The organism is Limnothrix sp. FACHB-406, assembly GCF_014698235.1.
GTDB lineage: Bacteria > Cyanobacteriota > Cyanobacteriia > CACIAM-69d > CACIAM-69d > CACIAM-69d.
In genome coordinates, this window is sequence record NZ_JACJSP010000006.1 from 176,866 (window position 1) to 191,055 (window position 14,190).

11 protein-coding genes and 1 tRNA gene are annotated in these 14,190 nt (G+C 51.3%); 7 read left to right on the forward strand and 5 right to left on the reverse strand.

Annotated features, from left to right (window positions below; translation table 11 throughout):
- The first annotated feature begins 17 nt into the window (after positions 1-17).
- Together H6G53_RS08550 and cobT are read left to right on the forward strand one after the other, a co-directional pair.
- On the forward strand, positions 18-716 hold the full coding sequence (locus H6G53_RS08550; protein ID WP_190527139.1) for a DUF2232 domain-containing protein: 699 nt from the start codon (positions 18-20) through the stop codon (positions 714-716).
- Positions 717-814: 98 nt separating this feature from the next.
- Positions 815-1,990, forward strand: coding sequence for a nicotinate mononucleotide-dependent phosphoribosyltransferase CobT (gene cobT / locus H6G53_RS08555; RefSeq protein WP_099532318.1), 1,176 nt, complete (start codon positions 815-817; stop codon positions 1,988-1,990).
- 59 nt (positions 1,991-2,049) lie between these two features.
- Here cobT and H6G53_RS08560 read toward each other — a convergent pair whose 3' ends face one another.
- Positions 2,050-2,457, reverse strand: coding sequence for a DUF3110 domain-containing protein (locus H6G53_RS08560; RefSeq protein WP_099532308.1), 408 nt, complete (start codon positions 2,455-2,457; stop codon positions 2,050-2,052).
- 8 nt (positions 2,458-2,465) lie between these two features.
- On the opposite strand from H6G53_RS08560, the gene H6G53_RS08565 reads away from it, so the two are divergent.
- Positions 2,466-2,636, forward strand: coding sequence for a hypothetical protein (locus H6G53_RS08565; RefSeq protein ID WP_190532008.1), 171 nt, complete (start codon positions 2,466-2,468; stop codon positions 2,634-2,636).
- Positions 2,637-2,660: 24 nt separating this feature from the next.
- Here the strand turns inward: H6G53_RS08565 and H6G53_RS08570 are convergent, their stop codons facing one another.
- From H6G53_RS08570 to H6G53_RS08580, 3 genes are all read right to left on the reverse strand, one after another.
- On the reverse strand, positions 2,661-5,435 hold the full coding sequence (locus H6G53_RS08570; protein WP_190532010.1) for an EAL domain-containing protein: 2,775 nt from the start codon (positions 5,433-5,435) through the stop codon (positions 2,661-2,663).
- A gap of 135 nt (positions 5,436-5,570) precedes the next feature.
- Positions 5,571-6,812, reverse strand: coding sequence for a response regulator (locus H6G53_RS08575; RefSeq protein WP_242030777.1), 1,242 nt, complete (start codon positions 6,810-6,812; stop codon positions 5,571-5,573).
- Between the two features lie 6 nt (positions 6,813-6,818).
- Complete coding sequence (locus tag H6G53_RS08580; RefSeq protein ID WP_190532012.1) at positions 6,819-10,622, reverse strand: GAF domain-containing protein; 3,804 nt, start codon at positions 10,620-10,622, stop codon at positions 6,819-6,821.
- Positions 10,623-11,684: 1,062 nt separating this feature from the next.
- Here H6G53_RS08580 and H6G53_RS08585 point away from each other — a divergent pair.
- The 3 genes from H6G53_RS08585 (at position 11,685) to H6G53_RS08595 (ending at position 13,598) form a co-directional block, all read left to right on the forward strand.
- Positions 11,685-12,659, forward strand: a complete 975-nt coding sequence (locus H6G53_RS08585; protein ID WP_190355278.1) for an aldo/keto reductase — start codon at positions 11,685-11,687, stop codon at positions 12,657-12,659.
- A gap of 273 nt (positions 12,660-12,932) precedes the next feature.
- Positions 12,933-13,271 (forward strand): nucleotidyltransferase family protein, encoded by a 339-nt coding sequence (locus tag H6G53_RS08590; RefSeq protein ID WP_190532014.1) that lies wholly within the window; start codon positions 12,933-12,935, stop codon positions 13,269-13,271.
- A 126-nt stretch (positions 13,272-13,397) separates the two neighbouring features.
- Positions 13,398-13,598: a DUF86 domain-containing protein gene (locus H6G53_RS08595; protein WP_370567800.1), complete on the forward strand. Its 201-nt coding sequence runs from the start codon at positions 13,398-13,400 to the stop codon at positions 13,596-13,598.
- 128 nt (positions 13,599-13,726) lie between these two features.
- On the opposite strand, the gene H6G53_RS08600 is transcribed toward H6G53_RS08595, so the two are convergent.
- Complete coding sequence (locus H6G53_RS08600; RefSeq protein WP_190532016.1) at positions 13,727-14,110, reverse strand: hypothetical protein; 384 nt, start codon at positions 14,108-14,110, stop codon at positions 13,727-13,729.
- 8 nt (positions 14,111-14,118) lie between these two features.
- Here H6G53_RS08600 and H6G53_RS08605 point away from each other — a divergent pair.
- Positions 14,119-14,189 (forward strand) — tRNA-Gly (locus H6G53_RS08605).
- Position 14,190: the final 1 nt, after the last annotated feature.

Sequence of the window (14,190 nt, forward strand, 5' to 3'; positions counted from 1 at the left end):
ATCAATCGATTCAGCCCATGACTGTTTCCCCTCCCCGATCGCCCGCCGATTTACCCCCCGAGCCAGAGAACCGCCCGCTTCAGCCTCCCCGCACAGACACGATCGCCCCATTAGCCCTGGTGGAAACGGCCTTCTTAGCCAGTGCCGCCAGCCTCATCTGGTTAGTCAATTTTTATTTCCCCCTTGGGCCGGCGCTCCGGGTCTTTTTTTCCCTCCCGATCGCCTTGGTTTATCTCCGATGGGGATCCCGATCGGCTTGGATGGCGGCCATTGTGTCCGGACTCTTGCTATCGGTGCTGATGGGCCCGCCTCGCAGCATCCAATACGTGATGCCCTATGGACTTCTGGGGGTCTTGCTAGGCTGTCTATGGCGGCGTGGCGTAGGTTGGGGACGTTCCATTGCCCTGGGAACGCTCCTGAGCGCCACGGGGCTGTTTTTCCGAATTGCGTTGGTTTCCACCCTGCTTGGGGATGATCTGTGGACTTACGTCACCGTCCAGGTCACCGGTTTGCTGGAGTGGGGAGCCACCCGGTTGGGCCTGCTTTGGCGGCCGGAACTGGGAGCGGTTCAAGGAGCAACGGTTTTGATGATCCTGGTCAATGCAGCCGTGTATGTGTTCGCGGTGCATTTGGTCTCCTGGGCCGTCTTTGAGCGGTTGGGCCTGCGGTTGCCACCGCCGCCGCGCTGGGTTCAAACCTTACTCGAGATAGACTAGGAACGCTTGATCAGGCGATCTGCGCTATGGCAATGATGCAGCCACAGGATATTCAGCCATTGTCGATCGATCAATTGCCAGCGGATAACTGCGACTCGATGCTGCCCCCGTCGTTGCACATTTTGGCGGGGGGCGATCGAGCACGGGCTTGGGTGCAATCACGACGTGGCCAACAACCGCTGTTTAGCTGTGTGTTGGGGTTCACGGAAACGGGGCTGATTCCGGGCATCTCTGCGGCCGGGGCTACTCCGGCCGATCGCCGCTACACGGCCCTGGCCGATGCGGAATTTTTGGTGAATGGGCCCAGGGGCAATCCGGCCTATCCGCTCCCTCCCTTGGCTGGGGGAGCCTCACCGGTTTTGATTTCTCGGGCCATTTTGGAATCGCTCCATTGGCGATTGCGTGTGATTAATGCGGGGCTACAGGATTTGCCCTCCATTCCCCACATCCGCATGGGCGGACTGCCGGCTCGCTGTTTAAGCACGGGCTATGCGCTCGATCGAGCCGTGGTGGAGCAGCTCTTTGCAGCGGGCTATCGTTTGGGACAACAGCTCGCCACCGAGGGCAACCCCCTGCCGCCGGATTATTTGCTGATTTCTGAATGCGTTGTGGGCGGCACTAGCACAGCCCTGGCGGTCTTGTTGGGACTGGGGATTGATGCCACCAACCGGGTCAACAGCAGCCATATTTTCTGTAACCATGCCCAGAAATTGGACTTAGCTCTTACGGGCTTGCGGCGATCGGGTCTGGGCGAGTGGCATCCCGATCGCCAATGCGTGCAAGGATCCCTCGACCAAGATCCGCTGGCCGTGGTGGCGGCGGTGGGCGACCCCATGCAACCGGTGGCGGCGGGCATGGCCCTTGCGGCCAGCCAAACCAGCGGTGTGCTGTTGGCGGGAGGAACACAAATGTTGGCAGTCTATGCCCTGGCCCGGGCGATCGCCCAACGCCGACAGTTGCCCTGGAAACCGGAGGCGATCGCCGTTGGCACGACCCGTTGGGTGGCCTACGATGCCAGCGGCGACACCCTTGGCCTGGCCAAGGCGATCGCCCCACCGGAGGAGGAACCGATCCTGCTCACAACCTTGCTGAATTTTGCCCAGTCCACTTGGACGCAATTACGAGCTTATGAAGCCGGATTTGTGAAGGAAGGAGTTGGGGCCGGCGGGGCGGCCATCGCGGCCAGTTGTGCCGCCGGTTGGGACAGTGAGCGCTGTCTCCAGGCAATTGAAGGGTTGCTCAGTCGCTGGTCAACGGTGCTGCATAATCCCTAGTGAATATCAGTGAATATCACAGTGAATGTCACCTGATTGGACATCGAGGGCAGGCATTTCTAGAGCAATCCCTCCAATCGCCGTCGGATTCGCTCCAGCTCGGCGGCACTCATGGATCCGGCATCCTCTTCATTGGCCGTGGGAGGCGCTTCCCCCTCCACCTGCCAGCTCATTTCATCGGTCGATCGATTGGTTTCCATCGGGATCGCCAATTCCCCTTGGGCCACCAATTGGCACTCGTAGCCCGCTTCTTTGCAAAATTCCCGCACTTCGTCATCCTCGATCGGCTCCACGGTGGCCAGGGGAAAATCCTGGGCCTCCAGCAAGCCCGCATAGCGAGTGGCATCGTCCTCATCTTCAAACATCAGGACGCAGTTACGTTCCACACCTTCCCCATCTCGCAGCCAAATGCTGTAGATGCCTTCATTTTCGGTGCGGGCGTTGAAGAGCAGAACGAAGACGCGCATAGTGAATCGTGAAATGGACCAAGGACACAACCCGATCGCCCGCAAGGGTCGCAGCCAGCCAACGGGCGATCGGGCGGTTAGCGCCTATCATCTTAAGGGGTCTGGCGGTGGAATTTGCGAACAGCGGCATTTGCCAAATTTGCCAACCGCTATTTCACCCAGCTTCTGACTACCGTTGATTCCCCATTCCTGCGCCCGATCCCTTAAATCGACGAACTGGGACAGGGCCCCGATCGGGGCTGGTCATGGCTCACCAAGCTTTGATTGATCACGCTTCGCCGCTCCTCTTCGATCAATCCGGGATTTAAACCTTTGGTGAAGAACTGGTTCTCAATTTCCTGCGGTGGCAGCGGCTTGGCAAACCAATAGCCCTGGCCAAGTTCACAGCCCAATTGTTCCAGCCACCGCAATTGCTGTTGGGTTTCCACCCCCTCCGCCACCACATCCAAACCCAACTGATTACTGAGGGCCACGATCGTGCTGACCACCTGGAAATTGCGGTTTCCCTTTTCCATTTGCCCCACAAACGATCGGTCGATTTTTAAATAGTCAGCGGGCAAGCGGTGCAAGTAGCTTAAGGATGAGTACCCCGTCCCGAAATCATCAATGCTGATTTGAATGTGGTGACGTTTTAACTCCGTCAACAGCTCGATCGTCTGATTAATATCTTCAATTAACATACTCTCCGTAATTTCCAGCGTCAGATAATGAGGCTCCAAACCCACCTCATCCAACGTTTGCAAGATTTCTGAAACCATCGTTGGTTTTCGCAACTCCTGCGCCGAAAGATTCACACTCATCTTCAGGGGTGCAAACTCCGGGAAAGATCGCTGCCAGTGCAACAACTGTTGGCAAGCCTGGCGCAAAATCCACCGACTGAGCTGTTGAATCACGCCCGTTTCTTCCGCCACGGGAATGAATTCTGCCGGAGAAATCCAGCCCCGCGTTGCATGGTGCCAACGGGCCAAAGCCTCAAAGCCCACCAATCGGCCTTTGGCTAAATTAATCACCGGTTGATAGTAAACCCGAAATTCTTCTTGGGTTAGGGCCTTGCGCAAATCGGTTTCCAAGGTCAGACGATTGATCGCCTGGTGATGCATTTCTGCTCCAAAAATTTTGTAGGTGCTGCGCCCCGACGACTTGGCGCGGTACATCGCAATATCCGCATCCCGCAACAGATCCGATGGGTGATCGTAGTCGGCGCTGCCCAGCACAATGCCAATGCTGGCAGTAATCACAATTTCATAATCATCAATGGCGATCGGCTTTTCAAAGCTGCTGAGAATGCCCTCCGCCATGCGCACCGCCGCATCCAAGCTTTCCAAATCTTCTAAGAGAATGACAAACTCATCTCCCCCCACTCGGGCGAGAAAGTCGCTAAAGCGCAAATAGCTTTTGAGGTTTTGGGCCATTTGCACTAGCAGGCGATCGCCAATTAAGTGCCCCAAACTATCGTTAATCACCTTGAATTGATCTAGATCTAAAAACAGCACCGCATAGCGATAACTGCTGACCCGCTTTGAACGGTTAATAGCTAACTCCAAGCGTTCCGTTAAGAGCGATCGATTCGGCAAATTCGTCAACAAATCATGTAGGGCATTGTGCAGAATTTGGGCTTCGGCTCGCTTCAGGGCGCTAATATCCGTCACCGTGCCCACATAGCCCACCACCTGATCTTGGGCATCGTATTCCGCCACCACTTGCCCAAAAACCCAAGGATCTTCGTGACAATCACTGCGCAAGCGATATTCCAACTGAAAAGGCCGCTGTTCATTCACAAATCGCTGCCATTCGTCTTGGAATTTCACCTGATCATCCGGGTGAATATAATCTAGCCAACCCATCCCCATGGCCGCGCGGGTGGAGTAACCCGTAATCTGCGACCATCGTTGATTCACGTAAAGACATTGATGGTTGGCATCCGTGCGGAAAATTCCAACGGGCACTGCATTGGCCAGGTTGATGTAGCGCTGTTCGCTCTCCCGCAGCCGCACTTCCGTTTGTCGTCGTTCGTTTAGCTCCGTTTGCAATTGGTGATAGGCCTGGGCCTGTTGAAGGGCGATCGCCAATTGTGTTGAAAGCTGTTTTAAGAATTCCTGTTCTTCCGTGGGCCAATGCTCTGAACTTTGACAGTTAATGACGCTTAAAAATCCCCAGAGCTTTTCATTTTGCAAGATGGGCACGGCAAGCTGTTGACAGTGAGCTGTTCGTGGAAATTTTTCAGGACAATCGGTCATCAAATCCTGAAAATGCACCGTGGCATCATTGCCTTTTTCAAGCTGATAGGCTTGCAGTCTGACGCGGCTCAGATGAATTTGGTCACGATCTTTCAAGAGCGGAGCCATGGTCGGATCCTGGGCCGCGGCCACCACCGTGGCTACTTGGCTATTGTGATCCGCAATAGAGGATTGTAATTGCCAAATTGCAACCGCACGGCACTGGAAGAGCTGTTGCACTTCTTGAACCGTGGTTTCAACAATTTCGTTGAAATCAAAGGACGCGCAAATCTGAGTAGCAATAATTGATAAAACCCGATCGCGCTCGGCCTTTGCTTGGAGCGCTGCGGTGCGGGTTTGGACTTGCTGTTCAAGATCAATATAGGTTTGTTTAATTCGCAACATTGACTGCACGCGCGCTCGCAGTTCAATGCCATTAATGGGCTTAGTAATGAAGTCATCGGCCCCAGCCGCCATACAGCGGGCCAGGTCTTTTTTTTCCGTTAGCGCCGTAACAATGACGATCGGAACCGTGTGCCAATCGGGCATGGCTTTGATGCGAGCGCAAACCTCAATCCCATCCAGCCCGGGCATCATCACATCCAACAGGATCACATCCGGTTGGAAGAGGTCTAGGGACTCAAGGGCATCAATGCCGTTGGAAACGTAGTGTAACTGGTAAGGGCGATCGCTCAGTAACGATTCAATGACATCGAAATTATCCGGCTCATCGTCAACTACCAGAACTGAACTGTAAGCCATGACTGCGTAATCATAAATGAGGGAAAGACAACGGAAGCAGAGATTTCCCCTATCTTAACCTGTTTCCCATATTGTCCCTGTGATCTCGTGCCTGCCATGGAAAGTTAACTGTCCAGTCATGAACAAGCACCAACCCTAAACCATGGCCATTTGCGGTTGAACTGCGAGGGGTAATTTTGCCGTCACCGTGGTTTCTTGATCCACAACACTTTGGATCAGGAGCGAGCCACCATAACGATCGATCAATTTTTGAACGATCGCCAACCCCAGCCCAAGTCCCTGTTGTTCATAACTGCGGCGCTCAAATTGAATAAATGCTCCAATTTGGGCAATTTGCAGCTCGGTCATGCCGCGCCCTTGATTCGTAATGGACAAGTACAACCAAGAATCCATCGACTCCGTTTTAATCGTAATCGGCGTACCTGCCTGGGAAAACTTGATAGCGTTGTCCAGCAATTCTTCAACAATGGTTTGTAAATGCTTGATCGACATAGACAGTTGCGCAGTAGCCAAATCCAAAACCAAATCAGCCGATCGCTTGACCGAGTTAGTCTGAGATGCTGAAGCGTTGGCAATCCATTCCGCACTGTCAATGGTTTCCAGCGCAATCTCGGAAGTTGTCGATGCGACATTGGCCGCCATGCTTGAATTACTGACCAATTTCAGACTACTGTCACGGACGAGTTGAATATAGTTAAGGTAGCGGCGACTAACCCGCTCTAGGCGCATGGTTGAGGTTTTAGCCAGTTGCAATAGCTCTGCGATTTCCTCATGATCCATGTCCTCATGTTCCTCAATGAGGATGCCCAGAACACCAAAAATTCCATTTAAAGGAGTATTTAATTCGTGAGGCAAACTCATCGATAAACTGCCTCGCAACTCATCAAGACTACCCTGAAGAATATCGATCGTTCTTTCTTGTAATTGGGATAGTTCTTGGATGCTTTGATACTGCTGCCGAATGCGCAGCATCGATTGCACTCGTGCCCTCAGTTCTGTGCTGTTAACCGGCTTGCTGATAAAGTCATCGGCTCCTGCTTGGATGCAACGGGCCAGATCTTCTTTGTCGCTGAGAGCAGTGACCATGATAATTGGCACTGATTTCCATTCGGGCATCGCCTTAATTTTTTGGCAGGTGGTGATCCCATCTAGCTCGGGCATCATCACATCCAACAAAATCACATCAGGTTGGAAAACATGTAGAGATTTCAGCGCCTCTAGACCATTCCAGGCATAGTGGAGTTGATAATCCCGATCGCTCAAAAAAGCTTCAATAACATCAAAGTTATCCGGCTCATCATCAACAACTAAGATGGAAGGAATGGTCATCATTTGTCTCCTGCTATTCTGTGCTGTTCCAAGAGATTTCAGCGTCATGCCTCGCTATTTAGCAGCTAATAGCTCTTGGATCTTGACTGCTAATTGCTTGAGCTTGATTGGCTTTGTGAAGTAGTCATTTGCACCCGCACTGAGACAGCGTTCTCGATCGCCTGGCATCGCCAACGCTGTGAGAGCAATTATCATTGTACTCGCCAGCTCTGGGGTTTGTCTAATTTGCTGCATTGCCGTTAAGCCATCCAGATTGGGCATTTGAATATCCATGAGGATGAGATCGGGGTGATGCAGTTTTGCCATCTCGATCGCTTGCACACCATCCTTTGCTAGCAGAATTTGGTAGTTCTTAGCCTTTAAGTAACTGGAAATGGTATTAACATTGGCTTCATTATCCTCCACCAGCAAGATCACAGGTGGGCGGGGTTGATCCATCGCAATTGTGGTTGGGGAGGTCTCCAGTTGGGGCACAGGAACAGTGACTGGCGCGTTTGCCAATTTCATCACCGGAAAACAAACTTCAAAGCAACTCCCAACCCCAACTTCACTGGTCACAGACACCAGCCCTTGATGCATTTCCACCATGCGCTTGACTAGCGATAATCCCAGCCCCGTTCCAGCATATTGACGACTGAGCGAGCTATCAATCTGGATAAAAGGTTTAAAGAGTTTTTCAAGATCAACAGCAGAAATTCCAATTCCTGTATCCGTCACCTTGAAGGAAATAAACGATGGGGAGCGCTTGGTGTTTTGAGCGTGCGCATCTTGAATTTCTGTAGACTGAGAATCAGAATTCGTAAAGTGCTTTAAGGTGTTAGTGGGTCGTTCAAAAATCTGCGAAACCGTTAAGGTCACTTGCCCTCCATCGGCAGTGAACTTAATGGCATTGCTCAACAAATTAATTAACACTTGACGCACTCGGCGCTCATCCACAAAAATATCCGGGAGGTTGGGCTGAATAGTCACCCCCAGCTTAATTTGTTTTTTCAGCGCTTGTTGCTTAACAAAGGTAATGGTTGCTTGACAGAGTTGATTGATTTGCGTAGGTGCTCGATTCAGAAGAATTTGACCTGATTCAATTTTGGCCAAATCTAGAATGTCGTTAATTAGTTCCAGCAAATGCGTGCCACTGCGCTCGATTGTTTTCAGAGCTTGCCCTTGGCGGTTATTAATTTCTCCATAAATTCCATCTTGAATAACTTCAGCCATGCCCAAAATTGCATTCAAAGGGGTGCGCAACTCATGGCTCATATTGGCTAAAAATTCATCCTTGAGCTTTGTGGCCCTGGCTAGTTGTAAATTGCTTTCTTGCAGTTGGGCATAGAGTTCCGATTGCTGAATAGCGATCGAGCATTGTTCAGCCAGCCGTTGCATAAATTCCACTTCCCCGGTACACCAATACCGTTGGGAACTACACTGATGGGCAATTAACAGCCCCCACAGTTGATTAGATTTTTGCTCAATAATTGGCACGGCAAGCTTAGCTCGAATTTGCAGGGTTTGCATGAAACTAGACAGGCAGTTAGCCAAATGCTCATGATCCCGGTCGGTAATGGTGCAAACATAACCATTCATATATTTCTGATGGCAGCTATCCGGGAAAACCTCTGCACTAAATTCCATGCCCAAGAGGCTAGGGCAATGGTCAATCCGAGATTCAGCCACAATTTTGCCGCTACTTTGTTCATAGACTTTGTAAATCACGACTCGATCAGCAAATAGAATTTGTCGAGCCTCTTCCGCCGTATTGAACAAAACAGATTCCAATTCCAAGGATTGGCGAATTCGTCGGATTACGGAACTGAGCACTTTTTCCTTTTCAAATAGCCGCCGAAACTGCTCCTCACTGCTTTTGAGCGCTGTTGTTCGCTCCAGCACTTTCGCTTCCAAATCTTGGTTGAGTTGTTGCAGTGCTGCTTCCGATTTTTTCTGATTGGTAATATCCGTGATCGTGGTGATGTAGCCCACCACTTCTTCATGGTCGGAATATTCGGGCACGGATTGGGCCAACACCCAACAAACACCAGCCTGATAACGCTGAATTCGGTATTCCAGCGAAAAGGGCTGTTTTTGTTTGCGGTAATGACGCATTTCTTCAATCACCCAGGCGCGATCGTCCGGATGGATTGAGCGTTCCCAGCCAATTTGATGAATAACCCTCGCCGCCAGTCCCAAAATATCGCAGAATCGTTGGTTAATATAAAGGCTTTTACCCTTTAGATTAGTTCGAATAATTCCTACGGGAATCGCTTTGGCTAAGCTGACATAGCGACGCTCACTCGCTCGTAATTTTTCTTCGGTTTGTCGTCGTTCATGGAGTTCCGTTTGCAGTTGTTCATAGGCCGTTGCCTGCTGAATAGCAATCTCCAAATGCATGGCTAAATGCTGCACCAGTTGAATATCTTCCGATCGCCAATAGCGTGGATGATTACTTTCCACAACGGCCAGCAGTCCCCAAAAATTTTCTTGCTGAAACAGGGGGATCAAAATCTTGGCACGCACTTGCAACCGCTCAAGCAATTGACGATGACAAGGGGTCATTTGTGCAGCATAGATATCATTCACAACGCGCACATGGCCTTGCTTAGTCAGGGGGCTGAGTCCTTCCATGAAGCAGCAGTCTTTCACAGAGTTGGTGGGCACAGCCAAACTGGGATCTAGCAAAGCCACCGCCGCAATCACCATCGTTTGATCGGCTTGGAATTGCCAAATTTCGGCTCGATCGGACTGAACCAAGTTTCGCAGTTCTTGAACTGTAGAATTTAGAATTTCCGATAAATTTAAAGACGATCGAATCTGGGAAGCCACATTGGCAATTAGTCGATCGCGCTCCGCCTGTCGTTGCAAAGAAGCTGTGCGATCAATAATTTGTTGTTCCAACTCAGAAGTTCGCTGCTCCAAAAGCGCCAATTTTTCTGCTTCCAATTGAGAAATCTTATGCTCTAGGCTAATACCCCATTGGTATAGCTCTGAGGAATTCAGCAGTTTCAAAATGCTTCGTTGAGTCACCAAACCCAACAGCGATCCATCATCACGCACCACCACCACCTGTTGAATATCCTGGCGGGTCATGAATTGTTGCGTCAGCAACAACGAATCCTGAAGCCGAACTGGCTTTTCGATCGCCTGCATGACATCCTCAGCAATTACGCGCTCCGCCGACAAACCAAGGGTCTGAAACTGAACCAAATCCGACTCAGTAATCATCCCCACTGGTTTGGGAATCGGTGGATAGTCAGCCGCCAAGATATCCGGCTCCTGGAGCTGCACCAGCACCACACAATCCGTATCCTGTTCCGCCATCAAACGAGTGATCTGAGCGACGCTGGCCCTAGTGGTCTCGCAGGCTACTTCAGTCACCAAAGCATCCGCAACAGAGCGCGATCGCAACCAGTCCACAGGGTTGGTAATTCGCCGCAATCCTTCATCATTCAATAACCCAATGAGCTGCCCTTGATCATCCACTAAAGGCAGATATTCCAGACCAAACTGATCCATTAAATTAATAGCAACCAGCGCATTTTTAAATTCTGATTGCCTTAAAACGCAAGGAATAGGCGACATCACTTCGCCCACTTTGACCTGATGAAGATTCACCCCTTTGGCCAGCAGCCGAACTACCGTTCGATCGCTCAAAATTCCACAGAGCTGACCCCGATCGACCACCACCACACAGTGAACCTCCGCAACCGGCAAATCAGCCACGGCCGCCTCAGAAGTCAACTCGGAATTCAACTCAGAATTTAACGGCGAATGACTAGCCTCCAACCGATCGCCCCCCAAGCCACTAGACTCGCGATCGCCCAAGGACAAATTCGGTTCAGCAATGGCTTGAATTTGATCGCTCGCTGTCACTGCGGCAGACCCATTGAGCAAGGAGCCTGAAACATGCGTTGCCAAGATATCATCCGCTGGACAACTATTCTTTGAATGGGTAGAGTTGGCAGTTAGTTCTTGATGAGAAAATTCGAGATGGATAATAGGGCGATGATGATCATGATCTTGTGCATTCAGAGAGCAGGATCGGCAATTTTGATACATTTGCCCAACGGCATCCCAAAGGCTCGTGTCCAATTCAACCTGGATTGGATGTCGCATAATGGCTTGATCCGCTTCTGCGTCCACGAGCAAGTTAGTAGCCATAGTCTTAGCGATAAGCCCTAAATCCCAGAAATGCCGAGATTATCTTATTATCCTTTTAAACAAAAATTAGCAAACTTTGATAGCCGTCCTTGCCACAAAAATTAGCAATTACTTTCCTGTTAAATTACATTAATATTTTCGATCAGAACCAAAGGGTATTTTAGGGAACTGAAACCCGAAATCGAGAAATTTATAGTGCAGATCAGAAAATTGACGAAAATCTTAAACCCAATTGAGTTTCAAGACGCATTTTATACATTCAAGAACTTTGGTTTTCATTACTCAACCATCAATTCACTAGGGGCGAAATCGCTCAAACATCGATAGGCTCAGCTAGGGCGCTCAAGCTTAATTGACCCCGCTGAAATCCCTGAAAATACTGAGCATTTTCGGTCAGATGACTCGATCATCCTCCAGACCAGCCGATCGAGTCGGCAAACCCAGTGCCCGGGTCAAACCAGCAACGCCAGGAGACGAACCAGGCAGGTTCACAAAACCGGCTCCTGACGAGGATCGCCCGATCGAACCCAGTTCCTTTCCCAAACGGACAAGATTCCGATCGTCCCTTACCTTTAATATGCCCAACCGGAGTCCCAGAAATCGCCTAGGGGACAACTCCCAGGAGACGATGATTAAGCTTAACCGTGGGGGGTGCTGAGTCGGATCAAACGGGATAGCATCAACCCATGGTCTTGCCGAACTACTTCGGTTGTTGGTCTAGGGCCAGAATCCCCACTCCTTTAGGATGGGGAAGATGTCAACCGACTCGGACTCATGCAGAATTCGGCGATCGCCCTGCCCGTGATGGGTTGCGGCACTTGGGCTTGGGGCAACCGGCTGCTCTGGGGTTATGACGAAACCATGGACAGCGAGTTGCAGCAGGTGTTTAACCACTGCGTGGCGGCCGGCGTGACGCTGTTTGACACGGGCGATTCCTACGGCACGGGACGGCTGAACGGCCGCAGTGAGCAACTTTTGGGGCAGTTTGCCCGGGACTATCAGGGCCCTCAGGGCGATCGCCTCTGTTTGGCCACCAAACTCGCGGCCTATCCTTGGCGACTGACCCGGGGATCCATGGTCAGGGCCTGTGCAGCTTCAGCCCAGCGCCTGGGGCGAGTGGACTTGGCCCAACTACACTGGTCAACGGCCAACTATGCTCCCTGGCAAGAATGGGCCCTGCTGGATGGGCTGTGCGACCTTTATGAACAAGGACTGGTGCGCGGCGTGGGCCTCTCGAACTTTGGCCCCCAGCGGTTACGACAGGTTCACCGCCGATTCCAAGAACGCGGCATCCCGATCGCCACGTTGCAAGTGCAATATTCCTTGCTGTCCACCTACCCGGTCACGGAGTTGGGACTGAAGGACACCTGCGATGAACTGGGCATCAAACTGATTGCCTACAGCCCTCTAGGGTTGGGTTTGCTCACGGGTAAATACAACCCCCAAACGACCCTCCCCAAGGGAATTCGCGGGGTGCTGTTTCGGCAACTATTACCGGGACTGCAACCCTTGCTCGATTGCCTGGGAGCGATCGCCCAAGCAAGGGCCAAAACTATCACCCAAGTGGCGCTGAACTGGTGCATCGCTAAGGGCGCTATGCCAATTCCTGGGGCCAAATCCCTGATTCAGGCCAAGGAAAACACAGGGGCGATCGGCTGGTTGCTGGATGCGGGCGAAGTGGCCGAACTCGATCGGGTGGCGGCGGGCCTCGATCGGGTGATGGTGCAAAACATTTTCCAGTCGCGATAGTGGTTGCCGCTCGATCCTCACCAGCTATTGCCCGGTCATTAGCTCACTCCACGTTTGAAGAAAACTGAACTCTAACGCCACTCATTCCAACGCATCTGGATCAACGCCCAATTCCCGTAACTTATCCGCAAGTGGCTGACGCTTGGCTTACCTCGCTGGCCACCGCTCCTGATCAGACATAGGCATCCTCCGCAAATGCTGCTCACTCCCAGTCTAGCCGCTGCCATTTCCCGCCCGATACACTAGACAGCAACTACCCTGCTCGATCGCCCCATGCCGCCCTTGCCCTTTGATGTCGATCGCCTGATCACCCTTTGCCAAGCGCACCATGTTTGCAAAATTGGTCTGTTTGGTTCCATGGCCCGAGGCGAAGCCACCGAAAACAGCGACATCGACTTAGTGGTGACATTCGATCGCCCCACTAGCCTGTTAGCTTGCATTGCCCTCGAACAAGCACTCACCGTCGCCCTCGATCGCCCAGTTGATCTCCTCACCGAAGGCGCAATTTCTCCCTATTTGCGAAATGATATTCTGAGCAAATTAAAGATTATTTACGACGCAAATCAAGATTCTCAAAAATTAGACTTTGTAAATCATGAAAAAATTCAATGACTCGATTTACTTGCAACATATTCTCGATGCTATTCAGAAAATAAGTCTCTATTTGCAAGGAATTGACAAAGACAAGTTTTTAAAAATTCACTGATTCAAGATGGTGTAATTCGTCAGCTAGAGATCATTGGCGAAGCAACTAAGCAGATTTCATCGGAATTACGGGATCAACAATCGTCAATTCCTTGGAGTCAAATGGCAGGCATGAGAGATAAGTTGATTCATCACTATTTTGGTGTTGATCTTGAAACAGTCTGGCTCACAGCTACTCAAGACATTCCTGAACTCAGAATTCCTATTCAGTCATTGATCGACCAACTGACCTAAAATATACAATTGGTTCGATCGCCCCAGCCTCCGAATCAGTCACCGGATCAGACGACCAGGCGATCGCAGGCGAAACAGACATAGGCATCCTCCGCAAATGCTGCTCACTCCCAGTCTAGCCACGGCGATCACTGTGATTGGTTGCAAGGCGTGGTGGCGCGATCGCGGAGGTGTTCAGTCACCATGTCGATCACTTCCACTTGGTTGATGTCTGATCGCCCTTGATAGATCAATCGCACCTCCGTGCTCGCCCGCATCGCTTTGGGATGGTCGTTCATTACTGTCGATAGCTCAGTTGGGTGGCGGTGGTGCTGGTTTGTCAAATCACCACCTCTCGATCGCGATCGCACCCCATCATCACGTAGCGCCAGCCTCTCCGCCGCCAAACATTCACCACCGCCCAGCCCCCGATCGAGCAGCCAAAGCCAGACCGAAATTAAATTGACCGGAGACGGTGCGATCGGCCTTGGCTCTGATAGAATGATTGCCCGGGTTGCCAAAAACCCAACCACCAGCCTTCGCGGGCGTAGTTTAGTGGTAAAACTACAGTCTTCCAAACTGTCGTTGCGGGTTCGATTCCCGCCGCCCGCTT